The 23,989-nt window shown below is 74.3% G+C and carries 17 protein-coding genes, 1 tRNA gene and 2 pseudogenes; 14 read left to right on the top strand and 6 right to left on the bottom strand.

From position 1 onward, the window contains the following. Positions 1 to 826 precede the first annotated feature (826 nt). The 4 genes and pseudogenes from FH969_RS08175 to FH969_RS08160 form a co-directional block, all read right to left on the bottom strand. A pseudogene (locus FH969_RS08175) lies at positions 827 to 1,725 on the bottom strand (ABC transporter ATP-binding protein). Positions 1,726 to 1,889: 164 nt separating this feature from the next. Then, positions 1,890 to 2,760 (bottom strand): annotated as a pseudogene (locus tag FH969_RS08170) (ABC transporter ATP-binding protein); the annotation flags it as partial. Further along, positions 2,757 to 3,749, bottom strand: coding sequence for an ABC transporter permease (locus FH969_RS08165; protein ID WP_139986874.1), 993 nt, complete (start codon positions 3,747 to 3,749; stop codon positions 2,757 to 2,759). The gene FH969_RS08165 and the pseudogene FH969_RS08170, both read right to left, overlap by 4 nt. 3 nt (positions 3,750 to 3,752) lie before the next feature. Further along, entirely contained in the window at positions 3,753 to 4,661 is a 909-nt protein-coding gene (locus FH969_RS08160; protein WP_108720246.1) for an ABC transporter permease, read from the bottom strand. A gap of 36 nt (positions 4,662 to 4,697) precedes the next feature. On the opposite strand from FH969_RS08160, the gene FH969_RS08155 reads away from it, so the two are divergent. The 3 genes from FH969_RS08155 to FH969_RS15725 are packed head-to-tail and all read left to right on the top strand — an operon-like array spanning position 4,698 to position 7,701. Further along, positions 4,698 to 6,413 carry a hypothetical protein gene (locus tag FH969_RS08155; RefSeq protein WP_108719529.1) on the top strand — a complete coding sequence of 572 codons (1,716 nt, stop codon included), beginning with the start codon at positions 4,698 to 4,700 and terminating at the stop codon, positions 6,411 to 6,413. Next, positions 6,410 to 7,402 (top strand): glycoside hydrolase family 1 protein, encoded by a 993-nt coding sequence (locus FH969_RS08150; protein ID WP_246071782.1) that lies wholly within the window; start codon positions 6,410 to 6,412, stop codon positions 7,400 to 7,402. Before FH969_RS08155 ends, FH969_RS08150 begins: the two co-directional genes overlap by 4 nt. 2 nt (positions 7,403 to 7,404) lie before the next feature. Continuing rightward, entirely contained in the window at positions 7,405 to 7,701 is a 297-nt protein-coding gene (locus tag FH969_RS15725; protein WP_246071781.1) for a family 1 glycosylhydrolase, read from the top strand. 281 nt (positions 7,702 to 7,982) lie between these two features. Here FH969_RS15725 and FH969_RS08145 read toward each other — a convergent pair whose 3' ends face one another. After that, the gene (locus FH969_RS08145) at positions 7,983 to 8,291 is read right to left on the bottom strand and encodes a DUF1905 domain-containing protein (protein WP_108719530.1); all 309 of its coding nucleotides are present in this window, start codon (positions 8,289 to 8,291) and stop codon (positions 7,983 to 7,985) included. A gap of 97 nt (positions 8,292 to 8,388) precedes the next feature. Between FH969_RS08145 and FH969_RS08140 the strand changes: the two genes are divergently transcribed. After that, positions 8,389 to 8,461: transfer RNA gene (locus FH969_RS08140), tRNA-Arg, on the top strand. Positions 8,462 to 8,605: 144 nt separating this feature from the next. Then, the gene (locus FH969_RS08135; protein ID WP_139986872.1) at positions 8,606 to 9,880 is read left to right on the top strand and encodes a hypothetical protein; all 1,275 of its coding nucleotides are present in this window, start codon (positions 8,606 to 8,608) and stop codon (positions 9,878 to 9,880) included. Positions 9,881 to 9,885: 5 nt separating this feature from the next. Here FH969_RS08135 and FH969_RS08130 read toward each other — a convergent pair whose 3' ends face one another. Beyond that, complete coding sequence (locus tag FH969_RS08130) at positions 9,886 to 11,157, bottom strand: Glu/Leu/Phe/Val family dehydrogenase (RefSeq protein WP_108719532.1); 1,272 nt, start codon at positions 11,155 to 11,157, stop codon at positions 9,886 to 9,888. 154 nt (positions 11,158 to 11,311) lie between these two features. On the opposite strand from FH969_RS08130, the gene FH969_RS08125 reads away from it, so the two are divergent. The 9 genes from FH969_RS08125 to FH969_RS08090 all read left to right on the top strand — a co-directional run bounded on the left by FH969_RS08125 (position 11,312) and on the right by FH969_RS08090 (position 23,979). Further along, positions 11,312 to 13,021, top strand: coding sequence for a dynamin family protein (locus FH969_RS08125; RefSeq protein WP_139986870.1), 1,710 nt, complete (start codon positions 11,312 to 11,314; stop codon positions 13,019 to 13,021). Then, entirely contained in the window at positions 13,018 to 14,427 is a 1,410-nt protein-coding gene (locus tag FH969_RS08120; protein ID WP_108719534.1) for a GTPase, read from the top strand. Before FH969_RS08125 ends, FH969_RS08120 begins: the two co-directional genes overlap by 4 nt. 144 nt (positions 14,428 to 14,571) lie before the next feature. Then, positions 14,572 to 15,195 carry a single-stranded DNA-binding protein gene (locus tag FH969_RS08115; protein ID WP_218975290.1) on the top strand — a complete coding sequence of 208 codons (624 nt, stop codon included), beginning with the start codon at positions 14,572 to 14,574 and terminating at the stop codon, positions 15,193 to 15,195. Between the two features lie 124 nt (positions 15,196 to 15,319). Next, positions 15,320 to 15,760 (top strand): low temperature requirement protein A, encoded by a 441-nt coding sequence (locus tag FH969_RS15720; RefSeq protein WP_246071780.1) that lies wholly within the window; start codon positions 15,320 to 15,322, stop codon positions 15,758 to 15,760. Then, complete coding sequence (locus tag FH969_RS08110; protein WP_246071779.1) at positions 15,739 to 16,617, top strand: low temperature requirement protein A; 879 nt, start codon at positions 15,739 to 15,741, stop codon at positions 16,615 to 16,617. Before FH969_RS15720 ends, FH969_RS08110 begins: the two co-directional genes overlap by 22 nt. 89 nt (positions 16,618 to 16,706) lie before the next feature. Continuing rightward, positions 16,707 to 18,389 carry an energy-dependent translational throttle protein EttA gene (gene ettA, locus FH969_RS08105; protein ID WP_139986866.1) on the top strand — a complete coding sequence of 561 codons (1,683 nt, stop codon included), beginning with the start codon at positions 16,707 to 16,709 and terminating at the stop codon, positions 18,387 to 18,389. 122 nt (positions 18,390 to 18,511) lie between these two features. Beyond that, the gene (locus FH969_RS08100) at positions 18,512 to 19,738 is read left to right on the top strand and encodes an MFS transporter (RefSeq protein WP_139986864.1); all 1,227 of its coding nucleotides are present in this window, start codon (positions 18,512 to 18,514) and stop codon (positions 19,736 to 19,738) included. Positions 19,739 to 20,047: 309 nt separating this feature from the next. Beyond that, a complete protein-coding gene (locus FH969_RS08095; RefSeq protein WP_139986862.1) occupies positions 20,048 to 22,312 on the top strand; it encodes a dynamin family protein in 2,265 nt (754 codons plus the stop codon). Further along, positions 22,309 to 23,979 (top strand): GTPase family protein, encoded by a 1,671-nt coding sequence (locus FH969_RS08090; RefSeq protein WP_139986860.1) that lies wholly within the window; start codon positions 22,309 to 22,311, stop codon positions 23,977 to 23,979. The genes FH969_RS08095 and FH969_RS08090 overlap by 4 nt, the downstream gene beginning before the upstream one ends. Positions 23,980 to 23,989 lie beyond the last annotated feature (10 nt).

Here is a 23,989-nt window from a genome sequence, read left to right as displayed (position 1 = left end):
CCGTGGCGACGAGAACGGCCCGTGGCGGCCTCCACGGGCCGCGGCTGACCAGCTCGCGTGCGTCGAGAACGGCCCGTGGCGACGAGAACGGCCCGTGGCGGCGAGAACGGCCCGCTGGGGGCCGTTCTCGTCGCAGCAGGCCGTTCTGGAGGCGTAGTGCGGGCGCCGGGTCTAGGTGCTGAGTCCGCGAGGCGCGGTGGACGCGAAGGTCTGAGCTCGCCGTCGCGCATTCCGTCAGAGCGAATCGGCCGCGGCTGACCAGTTCGCGTGCGTCGAGAACGGCCCGTGGCGACGAGAACGGCCCGTCGCGGCCTTCACCGGCTGCGGCGGACCAACGCACGTGCGTCGAGAACGGCCCGTGGCGACGAAGACGGTCCGCCGGGGGCCTTCACCGGCTGCGGCAGACGAGCTCGCGTTCGTCGAGAACGGCCTCTGGCGACGAAGACGGCCCGCAGCGGGCCGTTCTCGTCGCAGCGGGCCGTTCTGGAGGCGTCGTGCGGGCGCCGGGTCACAAGGGCTGAGTTCGCGCGAGGCGCGGTGGACGCGAAGGCTGGGCTCGCCGTCGTGCGCCCCGTCGGGGCTCATCGGCCGCGGCTGACCAGCTCGCGTGCGTCGAGAACGGCCTCTGGCGACGAAGACGGTCCGCCGGGGGCCTTCACCGGCTGCGGCGGACCAGCCCGCGTTCGGCGGGAACGGCCCGTGGCGACGAAGACGGTCCGCAGCGGGCCGTTCTCGGGGCGTGGCGAGCGCGAGCCGGGCGCGCGAGAGCTGGGCAAGCGCGAGGCGCGGTGGACGCGGAGGTATGGGCTCGCCGTCGTGCGCCCCGTCAGGCCGCGCCGGCCGCGGCGCCGCGGTGCTGCACCCACTCGCCTCGGAAATGGTCGTAGCAGACGGAGTTGTCGATGGTGCTGCGGTCGAAGCCCTGCTCGCTCGCCACGACCTTGCCCAGCCGCTCCGGGTCCGGCGCCGCCTGGGCGAGCAGCTTCGTGTAGTCGTGGTGGGCGTCGAGGATGACGGCGTCGGACGGCCCGCGCTCGACGACGCGCCCCTTGTAGAGCACGAGGATCTCGTCGGAGAAGTGCCGCGCGGTGGCCAGATCGTGCGTGATGTAGAGGACCGCGAGGTTGTCCTCGCGCTGCAGCCGGGCGAGCAGGTTGAGCACGCCGAGGCGGATCGAGACGTCGAGCATCGAGACAGGCTCGTCGGCGATGAGGATCTGCGCGCCGGGCGCGAGCGCTCGGGCGATCGCGACCCGTTGGCGCTGCCCGCCCGACAGCTCGTGGGGTCGGCGCTGCGCGTAGTGCGACGCCGGCGTGAGGTTCACCCGCTCGAGCATCTGCGCGACCCGCTCGCGCGTCTCGGTCGACCCCTTCGTGCGCTGGTGCAGCAGCAGCGGTCGCGCGATGTGGTGCTCGATCGTGTGGAACGGGTTGAGCGAGGCGAACGGGTCCTGGAACACCATCTGCACGTGCCGGCGGTAGACGGATCCGTGGACGGGCGTCCGGTCGTCCAGGAGCACGTTGATCTCGCCCGACGTCGGCTTCTCGAGACGGTGAGGAGCTTGGCGATCGTGGACTTGCCCGACCCGGACTCGCCGACCAGGGCGACCGTGCGCCGCGGCACGAGGTCGAAGCTCACGTCGTCGACGGCGCGCAGCGTGGTGCGCCGCAGCCCGTTGCGGATCGGGTAGTCCTTGGTCAGGTGCACGACCTCGGCGCTGCTCATCGGTCCTCCTCGGGAGACTCAGCGGACTCGGCCGACGCGTCGGGCGAGGGGCCCTCGGGCTCGGGTTCGCCGTCGGGCTCGTGCTCGTGGACGTAGGCCGCGACCTCCTCGACGAGGGCGCCGGCCTCCTGGGCGAGCACGTCGTCGAACTGCGCGTCGAGCACGCCCGTGCGGATGAAGTCGCCGCGCTCGCCGGACAGGCTCGGGAACGAGCTGAGCAGCGTGCGGGTGTAGGGGTGGCGCGCGTGGCGGAACAGCTGGTCGGCGGTCTCGAGCTCGATGATCTCGCCCTTGAGCATCACCGCGATGCGGTCGGAGATCTCGAGCAGGAGCGGCAGGTCGTGCGTGATGAAGATGACGGCGAAGTCGAGCTCGTCCTTCAGCCGCACGATCTCGCGCAGGATGTCGCGCTGCACGACGACGTCGAGCGCCGTGGTGGGCTCGTCCATGATCATGACCTGCGGCTCGAGGAGCATCGCCATCGCGATCATCACGCGCTGGCGCATTCCCCCGGAGAGCTCGTGCGGGAAGGACGAGAGCCGCGCGGGGTCGACGCCGACGCGCTCCAGCACGTCCACCGAGCGCGCCTCGATCTCCTTGCGCGGGGTGCGGGGGCGGTGCGCGAGGATCGTGTCGCGCAGCTGCTTGCGCACGCTGATCACGGGGTTGAGCGCGTTCATGGCGCCCTGGAACACCATCGAGAGCTTGGACCAGCGGAACGTACGCAGGGCCTCGTCGGAGAGAGTGAGGACGTCGACGTCGTCACCCGAGCGGTCGTGGAACGTGATCCGGCCCGAGGAGATGCGCGCGGGCGGCTGGTGCAGCCCGGTTCACGGCGTACGCCAGCGTCGTCTTGCCGCAGCCGGACTCGCCCGCGAGGCCGAGGATCTCGCCCGCGGCGAGCTCGAAGGAGGCGTGCTTGACGGCCTCGACGGGCGGCTCCACCTCGTAGACGACCGAGAGGTCGTCGACCGTGAGGACGGTGCGCCGCGTGCGCGCCGACGTGGTGGGGTCGAAGGACGTGGTGGTGGTCATGCGCGGGCCGCCTCCTCGAGTCGGCGGATCTTACGGGCGCGGCGGCGGTGCAGCCGGACGTTCTTGAGCTTGGGGTTGATGACCTCGTCGATCGAGAAGTTGATGAGCGACAGGCCCATCCCGAACAGCGCGATCATGAGGCCGGGCGGGACGAACCACCACCAGGCGCCGAGCGAGAGGGCGAAGCCGTTCTGCGCGTAGAAGAGCATCGTGCCGAGCGTCCAGGAGTTCGCGGCGCCGAGGCCGATAAACGACAGGCCGGCCTCGGACAGGATCGCCGCGATCACCGCGAACACGAACTGCGACGCGATCACCGGGAGCAGGTTCGGCAGGATCTCGACGGCGATCACGCGCCAGGCGGGTTCGCCCGAGACCCGGGAGGCCGAGACGTAGTCACGACCGCGCACCGAGAGCGTCTGCGCGCGCAGCACGCGGGCCGAGCCGGCCCAGCTCGTGATCGCGAGGACGACGGCGATGGTCCACCAGCCGCGCGCCTCGCGCGGCACGAACGCCGCGATGACGATGACCAGCAGCAGGCCGGGGATGACGAGGAAGACGTTCGACAGCAGCGAGAACGCCTCGTCGGCGACGCCGCCCGCGTAGGCGCCGTAGATGCCGAAGCCGACCGACAGCGCCGTGGCGAGCACGCCGACGAGGATGCCGATCTGCAGCGAGCCCCGGGTCGCGAAGGCCAGCTGGGCCAGCACGTCCTGGCCGGTCTGCGTGGTGCCGAGCAGGTGCTCCGACGAGGGCGCGGTGAGCCCCATGTCGCGGATCACGGTCGGGTCGCTGACCAGCCACGGGCCCACGACGGCGAACGCGATGATGAGCACGACCAGACCGATCCCGACGGCGAGCCACCCTGTCATCGTCGGCAGCAGCGGGCGCAGCGACGATCGGCGCGGCGCCCCGACCTCCTCGGCCTCCTGGGCGAGCAGCTCGGGCGCCTCGGAGATGTCGGGCTCGTTGAGGGGGGTGATGTTCGTCATGACTCAGCCCTTCGCCCGGGTGCGCGGGTCGATGAGGCCGTAGAGCAGGTCCACGGCGAGGTTGGCGCCCAGCACGGCAAGCGTGATGACGAGGAAGACCCCCTGCATGAGCGCGTAGTCGTTGTTGGTGACGGCCTGCAGCAGGCGCGAGCCGATCCCGGGGTAGGAGAACACCTGCTCCGTGACGACCGACCCGGAGACCACGAACCCGAGGGAGATCGCGAAGCCCGCGATCGAGGGGAGCACGGCGTTGCGCGCCGCGTAGTGCAGCTGGATCCGGCGCTCCCGCAGGCCCTTCGCGCGGGCGGTGAGGATGTAGTCCTCCGAGAGCGTGGAGACCATCATGTTGCGCATGCCCAGGAGCCAGCCGCCGAGCGAGGCGATGACGATCGTGAGCGCCGGCAGGATCCCGTAGTAGATCGCCGAGGAGATGAACTCCCAGCTCCATCCGGGATCCAACACGACGTCGTAGCCGCCCTGGCCCGGCAGCCAGCCCAGGACCCGCGAGAGCAGGTACACGAGGATGAGCGCGAGCCAGAAGTAGGGCACCGCGGCCAGCAGGGTGGTCGCCGGGACGAGCGAGTCGAGCCAGGTGCCGGGCCGCCAGCCGGCGATCATGCCGAGCGCCACGCCGATCGAGGCGGCCAGGATCGTGGAGATCCCGACCAGGGCGATCGTCCAGGGCAGCGACGTCGCGATGACGTCGCTGACCCGGGCGGGGTAGTACGTGACGGAGACACCGAGGTCGCCGTGCACGAGACGGACGAGGTACTGCCAGTACTGCTGGATCAGCGGGGTGTCGTCGTCGCCCCCGAGCAGAAGGGCGTAGGCCTTCCGGGTGTCGTCGGTCACCGTGCCGCCGCGCTGCTGGAGCTTGGCGAGCAGGATGTCGACGGGGTTGCCCGGGAGCATCCGGGGAATGAGGAAGGCGCGCAGCCGCGCTACGAGGTGACGGTCGCCGTCGAGCCCTGCGAGCCCGGCGAGCGCCCGACGGCGAGCCCCACCTGGTCCCACCCCGTCGGCTTCCGCACGGTGACGGTCCACACCGCCCCCGACGAGCACGGCACGCCGTTCGTGCTGCGGGTCAACGGCCGCGACGTGCAGGTGCGCGGAGCGAACTGGATCCCCGACGACGCGTTCGTCACCCGGGTCGACGCCGCACGCCTGAAGCGCCGCGTGGCCGACGCCGTCGAGGCGAACATGAACCTGCTGCGGATCTGGGGCGGCGGGATGTACGAGTCCGACGAGCTCTACGAGATCTGCTCGCGCGAGGGCATCCTCGTGTGGCAGGACTTCCTCCTCGCGTGCGCCGCGTACGCCGAGGAGCCGTGGCTCGCGGACGAGATCGAGGCCGAGGCGCGCGAGGCGGTCACCCGACTCTCGAAGCACGCGGCGCTCGCGCTGTGGTGCGGCAACAACGAGAACCTCGTGGGCTGGGCCGACTGGGGCTGGCGCGCGTCGCTGCAGGGCCGCACGTGGGGCGGCGGCTACTACCTCGAGACGTTCCCGGCGATCGTCGCCGAGCTCGACCCCACCCGCCCCTACATCCCCGGCAGCCCGTTCTCCGCGTCCACGCTGCTGGACCCGAACAAGGACACGGACGGCACCGTCCACGTCTGGGACGTGTGGAACGAGAAGGACGACACGAGCTACCGCGAGTGGCGTCCCCGGTTCGTCGCGGAGTTCGGGTTCCAGGGGCCGGCCGCGTGGACCACGCTGTTCGACGTCGTCCACGACGTCCCGGCCGACCCGTTCGGGCACGAGATGCTCGTCCACCAGAAGGCCAACCAGGGCAACCTCAAGCTCGAGCGCGGGTACACCCCGCACCTGCCCGCGCCGCGCACGATCGACGACTGGCACTTCGTCACGCAGCTCAACCAGGCACACGCGATCGCCTTCGGGATCTCCTACTTCCGCTCGCTCGCGCCGTACAACACCGGCACCGTGGTGTGGCAGCTCAACGACGACTGGCCCGTCGTCTCGTGGGCCGCGGTCGACTACGCCGAGCGCCGCAAGCCGCTCTGGTACGCGCTGCGCGACGTCTACGCGCCACGCCTGGCCACGCTGCAGCCGCCGCTGACGGGCGACCACCGGCTCGACCTCGTCGTGCTCAACGACACCGACGAGGCGTGCGACGGCGAGGTGCGCGTACGGCGCGAGATGTTCGACGGCGAGGTGCGCGCCGAGGCGCGGCTCGCCGTCGTGGTCCCCGCCCGCGGCGCGGCGCGCGTGGCCCTGCCGGACCACGTGGCGACCGGCGACGGCGCGCGTGAGGTGCTGGTGGCGGACCTCGACGCGCTGGGCAAGGGTTTCGCGCGGGTCGTGCACGACCTGGCCGACGTCGTCGGGCAGGACCTGGACCCCGAAGCGCTCGACGCGCGCGTCGAGCCCACCGCGACCGGTGCCGTGCTCACGGTGACGGCGCGGACGTACGTGCGCGACGTCGTCGTGCTCGCGGACCGCGCGGACGCCTCCGCCGCGGTGGATCGTGCGCTGGTGAGCCTGCTCGCGGGGGCGAGCGCCACGTTCGCGCTCACGGGCGACGGGCCGATCGAGGCCGACGCCGTGCTCGCGCCGCACGTGCTGCGCAGCGCCAACCAGCTCAAGGGCGCGCCCGTGGGGACGCCGCTGCCGGCGTTCGCGACGCAGGAGGTCGACGCGTGAGCGAGCTGCTCCGCCCGCCCTCGCCGTGGCCGGCGCCGCAGGCGCGGCGTCGGGAGTTCCCGGCCGACTTCACGTTCGGCGTCGCGACCTCGGCCTACCAGATCGAGGGCGCCGCGCACGTGGGCGGGCGGACCGACTCGATCTGGGACACGTTCGCGCGCCGGCCCGGCACGATCGCCGACGCGAGCACGGGTGAGGTGGCGGTGGATCACTACCACCGCTTCGGTGAGGACGTGGCGCTGATGCGTGAGCTGGGCGTGGGCGGGTACCGGTTCTCGACGTCGTGGGCGCGGGTGCGTCCCGACGGCGGCGCGCCCAACCCCGAGCGCCTGGACTTCTACTCGCGGCTCGTCGACGCGCAGCTCGAGGCGGGCATCACGCCGTGGGTCACGCTCTACCACTGGGACCTGCCGCAGGCCCTGGAGGACGCGGGCGGCTGGCGCTCGCGCGACATCGTGCCGCGGTTCGTGGAGTACGCGCTCACGATGCACGAGGCGCTCGGGGACCGCGTGCGGCACTGGCTCACGCTCAACGAGCCGTGGTGCACGGCGTTCCTCGGCTACGCGGGCGGGCAGCACGCGCCGGGCGTGCAGGACGACGTCGGCGCGCTCCGGGCGCTGCACCACCTGCTGCTCGCGCACGGCGAAGCGGTGCGGGCGCTGCGCGCGGCCGACCCTTCGGTCGCCGGGCCGGACGCCGCACCGCTGACCCTCGGCATCGCGCCGAACTTCTCGCTCTACGCGCCGCTCGACCCCGCCTCGGCCGCGGACGTCGACACTGCGCGGCGGCTGCGGGACGCGCAGTGGGGCTGCTTCGTCGAGCCGTTGCTGCGCGGCGCCTACCCCGAGACCTTCCTCGCCGACGTCGCCGACCTGTGGCCGGAAGACCTCGTGCGCGACGGCGACCTCGACGTCATCGCGACGCCGATCGACGTGCTCGGGGTCAACTGGAGCTGCAGGCGCTGGCCGGCCCGCGGGGTACGCACCTGATCGTGACCGAGAACGGCTGCGCGTACGACGACGACGTGCTGGTCGACGGCGTGGTGCAGGACCCCGAGCGGATCACCTACCTGCGCGAGCACCTGAGCGGGCTGCACGAGGCGATCGAGCGCGGCGCCGACGTGCGGGCGTACCTGCTGTGGACGTTCCTCGACAACTTCGAGTGGGCCTACGGGTACACCAAGGCGTTCGGCCTCGTCCACGTGGACCGGGAGACCCTCGCGCGCACGCCGAAGGCGAGCGCGCACTGGTACGCCGCGCTCGCGCGGACACGGGTGCTCGAGTCGTAGCTCGCGTCCGTCGCGTCAGCCGCGCGGCTCCAGCGCGGCCCTCGCCAGCTCTGGCCACCACCCCGGCCGCCACTGTGACGCTCCTCGCGGCCCGACCCCGCCAGCCGCGCCCAGCATCACACTCGGCGCCCGAGGCAGCCGGACCCGGGGGCTCGCCGTCGAGGAGATCGCCCGGATGCTCACCCGGGCGCGCACGGCGAACGCGAGTGCGCACTGCCACGCCGCGCTCGCGCGGACGCGGGTGCTTGAGGAGTAGCGCCGCGCGGCCCGGGTCGGCGGCGTCAGCTGTGCGGCTCCAGCCCGACGAGCACGAGCCCGACGGCGACCATGTCGCCCGCGCCGCAGCCCTCGGCCGAGCGCACGGACCTCTTCAGCGGGAGGATGTAGCTCGCCACCTGCTTGCTCGGGAAGATCGACGTGAGCCAGGTGCTTCCGCCGATCGTGACCTCGACCTTGACCGAGCCGAAGCCGCCCTGGACGCCCGTGGTCCGCCGGTCGATCTCGTCCGCCATCTCCTCCGGCACGGTGAGGAAGTGCCACGAGCCGGGTGGCGGGGTCTGCCAGATCGGGGCGTCGAAGCGGTAGGGCACGCGATCAGGGTAGGGCGGGGGTGCGACACCCTCGGGGAGTGTCGGTGGGCGACGGGCGGCGGGCCGACGCTCGAGCCGTCGGTACGCTGAAGGTTCAGCCCTCGTAGCTCAATGGATAGAGCAACGGCCTTCTAATCCGTCGGTTGCAGGTTCGAGTCCTGCCGGGGGCGCTCTCGCGCCCGCCTCAGGGTCGGCGGGGTCGGAATCGCCTGGACATCGCGCACCTCCACGGTCGTCGTCGTGCCCATGACGAGCATCCTCGCCGCCGGGTGATACGCCGTAGCGGCACGCCGATGCCCCCTAGCATCGCCACCATGGCCACTGCCACTGCGGACCCGCCCACGCGTCACCGCGTGTGGGGCCGAGTGCGTTCCGTGCTTGCGGGCCTCCTGGTCACGCTGGGCGCGATCCTCGCGCTCGTGTCGGTGCTCGCGGTCCGGGTGAACGGGCTCGTGCGCGACACCGACCGGTACGTCCAGACGGTCGCGCCGCTCATCGACGACCCCGCCGTCCAGGCCGCCGTGGCCGACGCGGCTACCGACGCCACGCTCGACGCCCTCGACCTGCAGACCCGCGCGGCCAACGGCGCCGACCAGCTCGCGCAGTCGCTCGGCCTCGGCCCACGGATCTCCGACCTCACCGACACCGCGGCGACGGCCCTCGCGGGCGCCGCGGAGGCCCGCGTCGCCGACCTCATCGACAGGGCGGTCGCCTCGCCACAGTTCGCCACGGCGTGGGAGGAAGCCAACCGGGTGGCGCACGACCAGGTCGTCGGGCGGATCACCGGCGAGAGGACCGGCGCCGTCGAGGTGACGGACGGCGTCGTGTCGGTCGACCTCCAGCCGCTGGTCGCGGCGCTCCGAGACCGGCTCGTGGACCGGGGCGTGCCGGGCGCGAGCGCGATCCCCGACGTCGACCGCGAGCTCGTGCTCGTCTCCTCGGACGCTCTCGGCACGGTGCAGTCGGTCCTCTCGCTGCTGAACGCGGCCGCGCCGTGGCTGCCGTGGATCACGCTCGCCCTGCTGCTCGGTGCGATCGCGCTCGCGCGTCGGCACCACCGGATGGTGATCGTCGCGGGCCTGAGTGTCGCCGGCGCCCTCGTCATCGGCCTGGTGGCGCTCGCCGTCGTGCAGGACGCCGCGGGCGGCGCGCAGCACTACCCCGACGCGGCCGCCGCCGTGGTCGCCCAGCTCGTCGCCGTCCCGCGTGGGGCGCTGCGTGGCACGGCCCTCGTGGCGCTCGTCATCGCGCTCGTCGCGGCGCTCACGCAGCGCGGAGCGCGTGCCGGCTTCCGGAACGCTGCCGCGCGGCTGCGCGGCACACTGCCCGTCGCGCGGGGTGGGCTCGGCCGGTTCGTGGCGGACAACGTCCGGATGCTGCGCGCCGTGGTCCTCGTGCTCGGGCTGCTCGTGCTCGTGTTCGTGGACCGGCCGACGCCGCTCATCGCGCTCGCCGTCGTGGTCGGGCTGGTTCTGCTCCTCGCCCTGCTGGAGATGCTCCGCGCGCCCGACGGCGAGGCGCGGACCACGGTCGAGGCGACCACGGTGCTTCCGGCCGCACCGGCGAGGGAGCCCCCTCCCGAGGGTTAGCGCCGTCAGGGGTAGAGGCCGCGCAGCCGGTGCGCCTCCCAGACGCGCTCGACACCCATGCAGGTCGCGGCCTCGCGGAGGGAGAGGTGGGCCCGGTCGGCGTACTCCAGCACGGCGCGCCAGGACGACGTCATGCGGCGTCGCAGCTTGTCGTCCACCTCGGCCTCGGTCCACCAGTACGCCTGGTTCGCCTGCACCCACTCGAAGTAGGACACGACGACGCCGCCTGCGTTCGCGAGGATGTCCGGCACCACCAGCACGTCCCGCTCACGCAGCACGGCGTCGGCCGCCTTCGTGGTCGGGCCGTTCGCGCCCTCGACCACGATCCCCGCGCGCACCCGGTCCGCGTTCGCCTCCGTCAGCACGCCCTCGAGGGCGGCCGGGACGAGCACGTCGACGTCGAGCTCGAGCAGCTCCTCGCCGTCGATCGCCTCGCCCCCGCTGAAGCCGGCGACGTGACCCGTGGTGTCGACGTGCCGCATGAGCGCGCGGATGTCGAGGCCGTCCTCGCGGAACACGGCGCCCGTGACGTCGGAGACCGCACGCACCCGGACGCCGGCCTCGGCCAGGAACCGGGCGGTGTCGCGGCCGACCTTGCCGAAGCCCTGCACCGCGGCAGTGCTGCGGGACGCGGCGCGGCCGCGGTGCTCGAGCGCGAGAAGCGCGACGTGGGACACGCCGCGCGACGTCGCGCTGGCGCGGCCGAGCGACCCGCCGAGCGCGAGCGGCTTGCCCGTCACGACGCCGGGCACCGTGTGCCCCACGTTGACCGAGTAGGTGTCCATGATCCACGCCATCGTGCGCTCGTCGGTGCCGACGTCGGGCGCGGGAATGTCCTGCGTCGGGCCGATCAGCGGCATGATCTCGCTGGTGTAGCGCCGGGTGACGCGCTCGAGCTCGGCGTCGGAGTACCGGGTGGGGTCGATGGTGATGCCGCCCTTCGCGCCGCCGTAGGGCACGTCGACCAGGGCGCACTTCCACGTCATCCACATCGCCAGCGCGCGCACCTCGTCCAGGTCGACGAACGCGGAGTAGCGCAGGCCGCCCTTCGCGGGTCCGCGGGAGAAGTTGTGCTGGACGCGGTGGCCGATGAACACCTCGGTCCCGCCGTCGTCGCGGCGCAGCGGCACGCTCACGGTGAGCTCGCGGCGCGGCGTGGCCAGCAGCGTGTGAATGCCCTCGCCGTAGCCGAGGTGCTCGATCGCGAACGCGAGCTGCGCGCGCGCGTCGTCGAGCGGTCCCGTGGTCGCGGACTCCGCGACGACCTCCACAGCCATGCCGACCTCCCTGACAGCGGGGACCGACGATGGGTGGCGCGGTCCTCCTCGACCTGCGGCGGTTGCCGCGCGCCCACCCTACCCAGGCGTGCGACCGGTGCTCCCTCCGGCGCGGATGGTTGGCGCACGCCTGCCGCTGGGGCAGGCTGGCGCAGTGATCACGACGAGCGACGGGACACCCGGCGTGCCCGCTGCCCCGGAAGACGAGCCGGCGACCTCTACGCACGACGACGCCCCCGCCGCAGCACCCCGGGAGGAGGCGCGCCGCGCGACCTCGCCGGCGCTCGACGTCGTGCTCGACCTGCAGGCCCAGCTCGAGGACGTCGCGTTCCCCCTCGACCTGCCCGGCGCCGAGCGCGCCCGCGAGCTGCGGCACCGGGTGTCCGTCCAGCTCGCCACCCACCTCGTCCCGCGGCTGCGGGAGGCGAGCCTGCCCGCCGTCGTGGTCGTCGGCGGCCCGACCGGTGCGGGCAAGTCCACGCTCGTCAACGCGATCGCGGGGGAGAGCGTCAGTCCCGCCGGCGTGGTACGCCCGACGACGCGGCGACCCGTCCTCGTCGTGCACCCCGACGACGCCGAGCCCATGGCCGAGCACCCCGTCGCCGCCCGCGCCGCGCTCGTGCACGGCGACGTGCCGCGTGGGCTCGCGCTCCTGGACGCGCCCGACCTGGACTCGGTCGACGAGGCCAACCGGGCGCTCGCCGTCGAGCTCGTCGAGGTGGCCGACGTCTGGCTCTTCGTGACGACCGCCAACCGGTACGGCGACGCCCTGCCGTGGGCGGTGCTGGACCAGGTCCGCCGGCGTGGCATCACGCTCGGGGTGGTGCTGGACCGCGTGCCGCGCGAGTCGCTCGACATCGTCCGGCGCGACCTCCTGGGCCGGCTCCAGGACGCCGGCTTCGGGTCGCTGCCGCTGTTCGTGGTACCCGACGCCGGCCCGCTCGCCGGACCGCTGGACCCCGCCCACGTGAGCGAGGTGGATCGCTGGCTGCGCCTGCTGGCCTCTCGCGCGGCGTCCCGCGAGGTCGTCGCGCGCACGCTGCGCGGCGTCTGGAACCCGCTGCGCGCGGAGGTCCGGGAGCTCGTCGACGCCGCGACCGCCCAGGTCGAGGAGGCCGACGCCCTGCTCGGCGCGGCATCCGCGGTGCTGCCGCCCGCCGTCGCCGCGCTGTCGGAGGCGATCGCCACCGGCGTGCTCACCGAGGGCGCGCCGACCACGCGGTGGGTGGCCGGCGCCGGCTTCCGCGGACCGCTGGAGCCGCTCGCGCACGAGGTGACCGGGTTCTTCGCCCGACGGCGGCTCGAGCGCGGGCGGGAGGCCCGCGGCGCCGCGCTGGCCGCGCTCGTGGAGGAGCTGCGTTCGGCGTTCGTCGACGTCGTCGGAGACGCCGCGCGGCGCAGCGACGCGGACGTCGTGCACGCGTGGACCGGCCACTCCGCCGCGGGCGCGGCGCTCGCCGAGGCGCGGCGCCCCGACGACGTGGTGGGTGAGCGCCGCGAGCGGCTCTCGAGTGCGTGGACCGGGTGGGTGTCCGGGCTCGGCACGCTCGGACTCGCCTCGGCCACGGGCGGGCAGGACGCCCGTCCGCCCCTGCTCGATCCCGACGGCGAGCGCGCCCTGGTCGCGCTCGCAGCGGCCGGGCTGCCCGCCGCCGAGCAGGCTGCGCGGCGCCTGGGCGCAGGTGGTGCGGACGACGCCGTCGCGGCCGCGCGCACCTCGCTGCAGGAGGCCGCGGCCGGGGTGCTGGCGGACGAGGTGCGGGCCTACGGCGACACGGTCTCCGCGCAGCTGTCGATCGAGGCCGCGACGGCGCTGCGGGTGCGGGTCGGGGAGCTGCGGGCGCTGGCGGGGGAGGAGCAGTGAGCGAGTCGGAGATCACGGGCGGCGCGCCCGACGAGGGGGGTGGCGCCGAGCCGCCCTCGACCCAGGTGACCGACGCGTCCCGGGCTCGCGCGACCCACGCGGCGCACGCGGGCGGCGACGCCCGCGAGGTCGCGCGGCGGGCCGAGCTGCTCGACGTGCTCGGGGCGTTCGGGACCCGGCTGCCCGCCGACGTCGCGGCGCGAGCCCGCGCGGAGCTGGACGCCGTGGGCGGGAGGCTCGCGCTCGGCGTCGCGCACCGGGTGGTCGCCCTGGTCGGCGGCACGGGTTCGGGCAAGTCCTCGCTGTTCAACGCCGTCACCGGGCTCGAGGTGGCCGACGTCGGCGTGGTGCGCCCGACGACGGCGCTGCCGACAGCCTGCATGTGGGGCTCTGACGCCACCGCCCTCCTGGATCACCTCGACGTCCCGCGCGATCGTCGCTACCGCGGCGAGACCGCGCTTGCCGGCCCGGAGCCCGGCCAGCTCGACGGCGTCGTGCTGCTCGACGTGCCCGACCACGACTCCGTCGCCGCGGGCCACCGCGATCAGGTCGACCGGCTCGTGCCGCTCGTCGACCTCCTCGTGTGGGTGCTCGACCCCCAGAAGTACGCCGACGAGCGCCTGCACGCCGGGTACCTGCGTGGCCTGGCGGGCCGGCAGGACGCGATGCTCGTCGTCGTCAACCAGATCGACACGCTGACCCCGGAGGGCCTGACCGAGCTGCGGCTCGACGTCGCGCGCCTGCTCGTGGCCGAGGGGCTGGGTGGCGTCGAGGTGCTCACCACCTCGGCCCGGACCGGCGACGGCGTGGCGGAGCTGCGTGAGGCCGTGCAGCGGGTGTCCCAGCGGGCGTCGGTCAACCGCACGGCCGCCTGGGACCAGCTGGACTCGGTCTCACGGGCCCTGACGGCTGGACTGGGTCCGCGCCCGGGCGCCGACGTCGACGTGCCGGCTGCGGCCGCGCGGCTCGCCGAGGCCGCAGGTGTGGGCGTGGTGGCCGACTCCCTGGCGGCCGCGGTGCGCGGCGGCGTGGCCGTGACGGCGGTGCGCGACGTGCCCCAGGCGCGGCTGGAGGCGATCCGGCACGAGTGGGTCGCGACGCTCACCGACGGGCTGGCACCCGCCTGGCGCGACGCCGTCGCGGGGGCCGTGCCCCCGGCCCGGGCGATCGGCGAGGCCGTGACCGCGGCGCTGCGCGAGGTGCCGGTGCCTGCCGTCGCGCGGCCCGGACTGTTCGCGCGGCTGCGGTCGGGGGCGGTGGCCGCGGCGGCGGACCAGGCGCGCGACGGCTACCTCGCCGCGACGACGCCGGCCCTCGAGTCGTGCGTGCAGAAGCTGCTCGCGCCGGCGCAGGACGTCCGCGCCTCGCTCGCCGAGGCGCACCGCGTGCTCGACGGGGCGCGGTAGCGCGTCGGCACACGCGGCAGTTGCCCCCAGCGCGTCACGGCGTCGCCGATCCGCGCGTTCTCCCCACCCCCCGCGCGCTCGCCCACCTCTGCGGGCCAGCCTGGGCGCGTGGCCGGACCCTCCGGCCGGGAGCGGAGGCAGCAGATGAGCTACGAGACGCACCTGACGGTGCGCGGTTTCGTCGGGACGGTGCCGTCCCTCAACCAGAGCGCGAGCGGCACCGTGTGGACGCGGTTCCGCGTGGGCAGTACGCCGCGGCGCCGCAGCACCGAGGGCACCTGGGTCGACGGCAGCACCGTGTGGTTCTCGGTGTCCGCGTTCGGTGACCTCGCGCACCGCGTGTGCAAGACGATCCGCAAGGGCACACCCGTCCTCGTCCACGCGAAGGTGGTGGAGAGCTCCTGGACCGACCAGCACGGCACGGCCCGCACGCAGCTCGCCCTCAACGCGTCGGCCGTGGCGGTGGACCTCGCCGGTCGCGGCATCCTCACGTGGAGCCCCGCGCCCGACGCGGGCGAGCACCGCTCGTCGGACGGGTGGGGCGGGATGGCCGACGGCGCACGCGCGTCCAGCGGCGCGGACGCGGCGTACGCGTCGGACGGACCTGGCGCCGACGGGCCGGACGGGCCGGCGGCGGGCGACGCGTCGTACGCCGGACCGGAGGCTGGCGGCGGGAACGGGGTCGACGGCGAGCGGATGCCCGTGGACGTCAGCGGGTTCGAGATCGTCGAGGAGGACGAGGAGGTGGTCGTCGAGCCGCCGTTCTGAGGTGGACCGCCGTGACGTGACGGACGGTGTGCCATCCTGGCGCCCGGACGGGGCGGGTGCCGCGTGCCGGGTCGGGCCGGTCGGTCCCGGGCCGGCCTGTCCGCGGCGATCAGGAGGGTCACGGGTGACGACAGCGCACGAGGACGCCGGCGACGCGCTCGGACCGGGGGCGCGCCGCGGCGTGGCCCACCGGATCCGCCGCCTCGGCGGTCGCGACCCGCACGAGGCGCACCGCGTGGCCACGCCGCTCGAGCTGCTCTTCGACCTCACGTTCGCGGCCGCGTTCGGCGTCGCAGGGAACCAGATGGCGCACCTGCTCGAGCTCGGTCACCAGGCCCAGGCTGTCGGCGCGTTCGCCTTCGCGATGATGGCGATCGTCTGGGCATGGATCAACTTCACGTGGTTCGCGTCCGCCTTCGACACCGACGACTGGCTCTTCCGCGTCACGACCATGGTGCAGATGGCGGGTGTCCTCGTGCTCGCGCTCGGGCTGCCGGCCCTGTTCCGGTCGGTGGACGAGGGCGGGGTGATCGCAACGGCGTCGTGGTCGCGGGCTACGTCGTGATGCGGGTCGCGCTGCTGGCGCAGTGGCTGCGTGTGGCGCGCTCCTCACCCGCGCACCGCACGACCGCGCTGACCTACGTGGCGTTCGTCGCCGTCGCGCAGGTCGGGTGGGTGCTGGCAGCGATCGCCCACCTGGCGCTCGGCCCGATGCTCCTCGCCGCGGCCGTCCTCTACCTCGTGGAGCTCGGCGGACCCGTGGTCGCCGAGCTGCGCGGCGCCGGCACCCCGTGGCACCCGCACCACATCGCGGAGCGGTACTCCCTGCTCACGATCATCGCGCTGGGCGAGGGAGTGATCGGGACGGTCGCGGCGGTCGAGCCGATCATCGGTCAGCAGGGCTGGGCGAGCGACGCGATCATGGTCGTCGCTGGTGGCACCGTGCTCACCTTCGGCCTGTGGTGGGTGTACTTCTCGGTGCCGTTCGGGGAGATCCTGCACGCCGCGGGACGCTCGGGCTGGGTGTCGTTCGTGTTCGGCTACGGCCACATCCCCTTGTTCGCGGCGATCGCCGCCGTCGGCGCGGGACTGCACGTGGCGGCGTACGTCGTCGAGGGTGAGGCCCACGTCGGGTTCCCCGTGGCGGTGCAGGCCGTCGCGATCCCGGTCGGGGTGTTCCTCGTCGCACTGTTCGCGATCTACGCGCTGCTCGTCCGGCGCGTCGACGCGCTGCACGTCGCGCTCCTGGCGGGCGTCGTCGCGGTGCTGGTGCTCGCCGTCGCGCTCTCCCGTGGCGGACTCTCCTTCGGCGCGAGCGTGGCGATCCTCGCGGTCACGCCCGCAGTCGTGGTGGTGGGCTACGAGATGGCCGGCCACCGGCACGCGGCGGAGCACGTCGCGTCCCTGCGCGCCCGCGGATGAGGGCGAGGCCGCCAGCCCCCGCTCGGGCGCGGCGCGCGTCCGCGTAGGCTGGGGGCCGGAAACCCCCCAATCAACTCCCTAGGAGAGCTGTGGCCGAGTACATCTACTCGATGGTCCGCGCCCGCAAGGCGCACGGGGACAAGGTCATCCTCGACGACGTGACGATGGCGTTCCTGCCCGGAGCCAAGATCGGCATGGTGGGTCCGAACGGGGCCGGCAAGTCGACGATCCTGAAGATCATGGCGGGACTCGAGACCCCCTCCAACGGTGAGGCGCGGCTCTCGCCGGGCTACACCGTGGGGATCCTGCTCCAGGAGCCGCCGCTGGACGACTCCAAGACGGTGCTCGGGAACGTGCAGGACGCCGTCGCCGAGCTGCTCGCCAAGAAGCAGCGGTTCGACGAGATCGGCGAGGAGTTCGCGAACCCCGACGCCGACTACGACGCGCTCATGGCCGAGATGGGCACGCTGCAGGAGCAGATCGACGCTCAAGACGGCTGGGACGTCGACGCCCGCCTCGAGCAGGCGATGGACGCGCTGCGTTGCCCGCCGCCGGACGCGGACGTCGCGGTGCTCTCCGGTGGTGAGCGTCGCCGGGTGGCGCTGTGCAAGCTGCTGCTCGAGGCGCCGGACCTGCTGCTGCTCGACGAGCCCACCAACCACCTCGACGCCGAGAGCGTGCAGTGGCTGGAGCAGCACCTCGCGCGCTACCCCGGCGCCGTCATCGCCGTCACGCACGACCGGTACTTCCTCGACAACGTCGCGCAGTGGATCGCCGAGGTCGACCGCGGCCGGCTCTACCCGTACGAGGGCAACTACTCCACGTACCTGGAGAAGAAGGCCGAGCGCCTGCAGATCCAGGGCAAGAAGGACGCCAAGCTCGCCAAGCGGCTCGCGTCCGAGCTCGAGTGGGTGCGGCAGAACGCCAAGGGTCGCCAGGCCAAGTCGAAGTCGCGTCTGGCCCGCTACGAGGAGATGGCGGCGGAGGCCGAGCGCACCCGCAAGCTGGACTTCGAGGAGATCCAGATCCCGCCGGGCCCGCGGCTGGGCTCGGTGGTTATCGAGGCGAAGAACCTGCGCAAGGGATTCGGCGAGCGGGTCCTCATCGACGGACTCTCCTTCGACCTGCCGCGCAACGGCATCGTCGGTGTGATCGGGCCGAACGGCGTCGGCAAGACGACGCTCTTCAAGACGATCGTCGGGCTCGAGCCGCTCGACGGCGGCGACCTCAAGATCGGCGAGACGGTCAAGATCTCCTACGTCGACCAGTCCCGCACCGGCCTGGACCCGAAGAAGACGCTGTGGGAGGTCGTCTCCGACGGCCTGGACTACATCCAGGTCGGCAACGTCGAGATCCCCTCGCGCGCGTACGTGTCGCAGTTCGGGTTCAAGGGGCCCGACCAGCAGAAGCCTGCGGGGGTGCTCTCCGGTGGGGAGCGCAACCGGCTGAACCTGGCGCTCACCCTCAAGCAGGGCGGCAACCTCCTGCTCCTGGACGAGCCGACCAACGACCTCGACGTCGAGACGCTCGGCTCGCTGGAGAACGCGCTGCTGGAGTTCCCGGGCTGCGCCGTGGTCGTCTCGCACGACCGATGGTTCCTCGACCGCGTCGCGACGCACATCCTGGCCTACGAGGGCACCGAGGAGAACCCGTCGAGCTGGTACTGGTTCGAGGGCAACTTCGCGGCGTACGAGGAGAACAAGGTCGAGCGGCTCGGCCCGGAGGCGGCCCGTCCGCACCGGGTCACCTACCGCAAGCTCACGCGCGACTGACGCGGCGGCGGCACGCGCCCGGGCCCGGGCGCGTCCCGCTGCGCACCTACCGGCTGATCGGCGATGCTGGACACGTCAGTCGTCACGGTGCCGTGCGCACCGCCGATCTCGGAGGTGTCGCCGTGTCGCTGGAGCGGACCCGCTGGATCCCCGTCGGCCTGCTCGTGGTCGTCGGGATCGCGGCTGCGATGCAGTTCGCCAAGGTCGCGGCGATCTTCGTCCCCGTGGCCGCCGTGTACGACGCGAGCGACACGGCCACTGCGCTGCTGCTGTCGGCGCCCGCCTTCGTCGGGCTCGTGCTCGGCCTCACGGCCGGCGTCTACGTCGCCCGGCTCGGGTTCCGGCGCGTGCTGCTGTGGTGCCTCGGGATCGGGACCGTGCTCGGGCTCGTGCAGGCGGTCCTGCCGCCGCTGCCGATCTTCATCGGCACTCGCGTCCTCGAGGGCGTGGCGCACCTGGGTCTCGTCGTGGCGTGCCCGGTGCTCATCATCCTGCTCAGCGCGCCGCGGCACGTCGCGCTCGCGATGAGCATCTGGGGCACGTTCTTCGGGCTCGCGTTCGCGATCGCCGGCTGGCTCGCACCTGCGCTGGAGGAGGCGAGCGGTGTGGGCGCCGTGTTCCTCGGGCACGCCGCGCTGCTCGCGGTGCTGCTGCTGGTCGTGGCGTTCGCCCTGCCGCGCGTGCCGGGCGATGGACCGCAGCGCGACGGCGAGGCCGTCGGCTTCCTCCAGGCTCACCTCGAGGCCTACCGCTCCCCGCGGACCTTCCTCCCCGGCCTGGTGTTCGTCTTCCACACCACGATGTACGTCTCGCTCATCACGTTCCTGCCGCTGTTCGCGGAGCCGTCGGCGCGCGGCGCGCTCCTGGTGTGGATGCCGCTGGTCAGCATCCTCGGCACCGTCGTCGCCGGCTTCGTGGGCCAGTACGCGACGACACCGCCCGTCGTCCTGCTGGCGGGATACCTCGGGGTCGCGGCGCTCGTCGTGGTGACGTGGTCGGTCCTCGTGGGGGAGGGCACGGTCGTCGTGGCCGCGCTCGCCCTCATGGTCTTCTCCGGCCTCATCCAGGGCGCGACGTTCGGCCTGATCCCGACCCTGTCGCGGGACCCGCGGGTCACCGCGCACGCCAACGGCGTGCTCACCCAGCTGGGGAACCTCGGCTCCACGATCGGACCGCCGCTGTTCGCCTCGGTCATCGTGGGCACGCAGCGCAGCGACTTCGCGCCCGTCGCGCTCCTGGTGCTGGCGCTGTGCGCGGGCGGGCTCGTGGTCAGCGCGTTCGCGCTGCGCCTCACCGGGCTGCGCCACCCGCCGCAGCCCGCGGCGCCGGTTCCGGGACCCGCGCTCTAGCCTCCCGCGGCTCTCGGCCGAGCGTGGACGCTTGTCCCGGCGGTCCGGTGCGGAGCGGGCGGGCCGGTGCGGCCGGAGGGCCTGTACGAACTGACTGGTCGTGCGTGCGGATCGACTGGTCAGACCGTATGACGCCCGTGCCGTGTCGCTGTGACCTGCGAGGACTCTCCGTCGATCACGCCGAGAAGGCATCTGACCAGTAAATCCGTCGGGTGGACCAGTCAATCCGTCGGGAACGACGCGCCCCGCGTTCGGCCCGGCCGCTCGTGGCTCTCGGGCTCTCCCCGCGCCGTCGGGCAGGATGGGGCGATGAGCGACGAGCGGGCGACGCAGCCACCGCCGGAGCCGACGGCGGACTGGACGGCTCTGCCGTCGCCGTTGCCGTCGCCGGCCCCCGCGTCAGCCCCCTCGCAGTCGACGGCCACGCAGACCCCGGAGCCCGCCGCGCCGCCCGCGCCGGCCGCGGACCTCGCGGCGGACGAGGCCAACGCCCGCGCGCGCCTGGTCGGAGCCGTCGACGTCGTGCGGGGCCGGCTCACCGCGACGACCCTCCCGCTCGACGGCGTCGGCGTCCCCGAGCAGCGCGCGCGCCGCCGCGAGCTCCTCGACCAGATCGACGACTACCTCCTGCCCCGCCTGCGCACCGACGGCGCACCGCTGCTCGTCGTGGTCGGCGGCTCCACCGGCGCGGGCAAGTCGACCCTCGTGAACTCCCTGCTCGGGGCCCCGCTCACCACGCCCGGGGTGCTGCGCCCCACCACCCGCTCGCCTGTCCTGGTGCACCACCCGAGCGACGGCCCGTGGTTCGCGCCCGAGCGGATCCTGCCGACCTTGGCGCGGGTCGCGACGACGACGGGCCCGCCGACGACGCCCGGCGGCACCGCAGGCACCGCAGGCACCGCAGCCACAGCGCCGGCACCCACCGACCGCTCGACGCCGGGCGGCGCCCGCGCGCTGCGCCTGGCCCCCTACGCCGGCATGCCGCCCGGCCTCGCGCTGCTCGACGCCCCCGACATCGACTCGATCGAGCAGGCCAACCGCGAGCTCGCCACCCAGCTGCTCGCCGCCGCCGACCTGTGGCTGTTCACCACGACCGCCGCGCGCTACGCCGACGCCGTTCCGTGGGAGCTGCTGCGCGGTGCGGCCGCCCGACGCGCCCAGGTCGCGCTCGTCCTCGACCGGGTGGACCCCGGCTCCGACCTCGTGGTCGCCGACCTTGCCCGCCTGGCCCGCGAGCAGGGGCTCGGGGACGCGCCGCTGTTCGTCGTGCCCGAGGCGGAGCTGGACGCGAGCGGCATGCTGCCGGAGCGCGCCGTCGCGGACGTCGCGGGCTGGCTCACCGACCTCGGCGGCTCCTCGCACGCACGGGACGTCGTCGCCCTCGCGACCCGCGACGGCGTCGTCATGGACCTGGTCGGCGCCGTCGAGCAGATCGCGGACGCGGCCGACGCGCAGGCCGAGTCGGCGGCCCGGCTTACCGCCGTCGTCACCACGGCCTACGCCGACGCTCGCACCCAGGTGCGGCAGGCGACGTCGGACGGCGCGATGCTGCGCGGCGAGGTGCTCACGCGCTGGCAGGACTTCGTCGGCGCGAGCGACGTGATGCGCTCGGTCGAGCGCGGCGTCGGCAAGGTGCGCGACAGCGTCGCGGCGTTCTTCCGCGGCGGCCGGCCGAGCGCGCAGCCGGTGGAGACGGCGATCGCGCACGGCCTCGAGGCCGTGACGATGGACGCGCTGGAGGGGGCGCGCGAGCGCGTCCGGTCCGCGTGGCGCGCCGACCCGGCCGGAGCCACGATTCTCGTGGACGCGAGCGCGACGGCGGGCGTCACCGGTGCGAGCACCGCGGACCTGCGCGCGGCGATCGCCCAGCAGATCCGCGGCTGGCAGGAGGACGTCCTCGCCGTCGTGCGCGACCAGGGGGAGGACCGTCGCGGCCTCGCCCGCGCGCTGAGCTTCGGCGTCAACGGGCTCGGCGTCTCGCTCATGCTCGTGGTGTTCGCCGGCACCGGTGGCGTGACCGGTGTCGAGCTCGGGATCGCCGGTGGCACGGCCGTGCTCGCGCAGAAGGTGCTCGAGGCCGCGTTCGGCGACGACGCCGTGCGCCGGCTCACCGAGCAGGCGCAGGCCCGGCTGGAGGAGCGACTCGGGTCCCTCCTCACCGCCGACGCCGCGATCGCCCTCACCGCCGTGACCGCGCTCGGCGTCTCCGACGCCGACGGCCCCGCGCTGCGCCGCGCAGCGCAGGAGGTCGCGTCCGCGGCCGCCGCCGAGCGCGCGGTGCGGGTGGACCACGCGCGGCCCGAGGCGCTCACCGCCCCCGGTCCCGCGCTCCGCGGCGCGCACCTGCGCGGCGTCGCCGACGCAGCGCTGTCGCCCTACGGCGGTGCACACCCGAGCCACGCGCCCGACGGCGAGCCCGGCCTGGGCGGACCGGCGGCAGGTGGTGCGGCGGCGGGGGAGGCGCCCCGGCGGCCCGGGTTCTGGCGCCGGCTGTTCGGCGGCTCCGGTGACCCCGGCGGCTCGGGCGACACCCGCAACGAGAGCGGCTGGGGCGATCCGGGGCAGCGCCGGTGAGGGCCGCGTCCCTGGACCTGGCCAGCCGCACCCGGGCGCTCGCGTCCGCGATCGAGGCGGCGGAGGGCCGCCTGCCCGAGCCGCTCCTCGAGCGTGCTCGCGGCGTGCTGGCGCGGGCGAGCGAGCGCGCGGAGCTCTCGTCCGAGCACACCGTCGTCGCGCTGGCGGGCGCGACGGGCGCCGGGAAGTCCTCCGTCTTCAACGCCCTCGTCGGCTCCGAGGTGGCGCGCACGAGCGAGCAGCGCCCGACCACGGCGCACGCCCTCGCGGTGGTCGCCGAGCGGGCCGAGCTGCGCGCGGGCTCGGACGAGCTGCTCGCATGGCTCGAGGTGCCCGCCCGGCACGAGCGTCCGATCGACGAGGACCACCCCGACGGGCTCGTCCTGCTCGACCTGCCCGACCACGACTCCGTGGTCCGGGCGCACCGCGAGCGCGCCGACCACGTCACCCAGCGCGCCGACCTGCTGGTGTGGGTGACGAACCCGCAGAAGTACGCCGACGCGGTGCTGCACGAGCGTTACCTCGCACCCCTCGCGGGGCACGGCGGTGACGTCGTCGTCGTGCTCAACCAGATCGACCGGCTCTCCGCGCCCGAGGCCGCCGCGTGCCTCGACGACCTCGAGCGACTCGTGCGCGCCGACGGGCTCTCGGCGACGGTGCTCGGCGTGTCCGCGCGGACCGGTGCCGGCCTGCCCGCGCTGCGGCGGCTCGTGGTGAAAGCCGTCGAGCGCCGCCAGGTCGCGACCGGCCGGCTCGTCGCCGACATCCGTGGCGTGGCGAACGAGCTCGCCGCCGCCGTCCCGCCGGCCACGGACTCCGCACGAGCCGCCCGCGCGGCCCGCGGCCGGCTCGTCGACACGCTCGAGCAGGCGGCCGGGGTGCCGCTCGTCGTCGAGGCGGTGCGGGTCTCGAGCGTCCGCGACGCCGTCGCGCACACCGGGTGGCCGCCCACGCGGTGGGTGCAGCGCCTGCGCGCGGACCCGCTGCGCACGCTCGGGCTGCGCGGGTCGGGCCGCGTCGGTCGTCCGGGCGGGACCGACGACGGCGCAGCCTCCTCCGCCGGTCTGCCCGCCGACGAGGACGCGCTCGTGCGGACCTCGGTCCCGCCGGCCTCGCCCGCGGTGCGCGCCCAGGTCGCGACGGCGGCGCGCGCGTACGTGCAGGCGGCCGCCGCGGCGCTGCCGGCGGCGTGGGGCGAGCGGCTGAACGCGGCCGTCGTGGGCCGCGCGGCGCTCATCACCGACGCGCTCGACGTCGCCGTCGCCCGCGGCGTCCGCCTGCGGCCCGCGCGCTGGTGGCGCGCGGTGGGCAGTCTGCAGTGGCTGCTGCTCGCGGTGCTCGTGGCCGGCCTCCTCTGGCTCGCGGGCCTGGCGCTCGTGGACTATCTGCGCCTGCCGCAGCTCCCCGACCCGGTGCTCACGGTGGGTGAGCTCGTCGTGCCGTGGCCCACGCTGCTCTCCCTGGGCGGGGCGCTGCTGGGCATCGCCGTCGCGGCGATCGCGCGGATCGGGGCGCGGGTGGGTGCCGCGCGTCGGGCGCGTGCCGTGGGGGCACGTCTGCGTCGAGCGGTCGAGGACGTCGCGCAGCGGCGGCTGCTCGCGGAGGTCGACGGCGAGCTCACCGCCGCGGAGAACCTGCGCGCCGCCGCGGTGGTCGCCGCCGCGTAGGTGCGCCCCG

Origin of the sequence: Miniimonas arenae (assembly GCF_006351005.1) — a bacterium.
Lineage (GTDB): Bacteria > Actinomycetota > Actinomycetes > Actinomycetales > Beutenbergiaceae > Miniimonas > Miniimonas arenae.
This window is presented reverse-complemented; position numbering and strand designations above follow the sequence as displayed.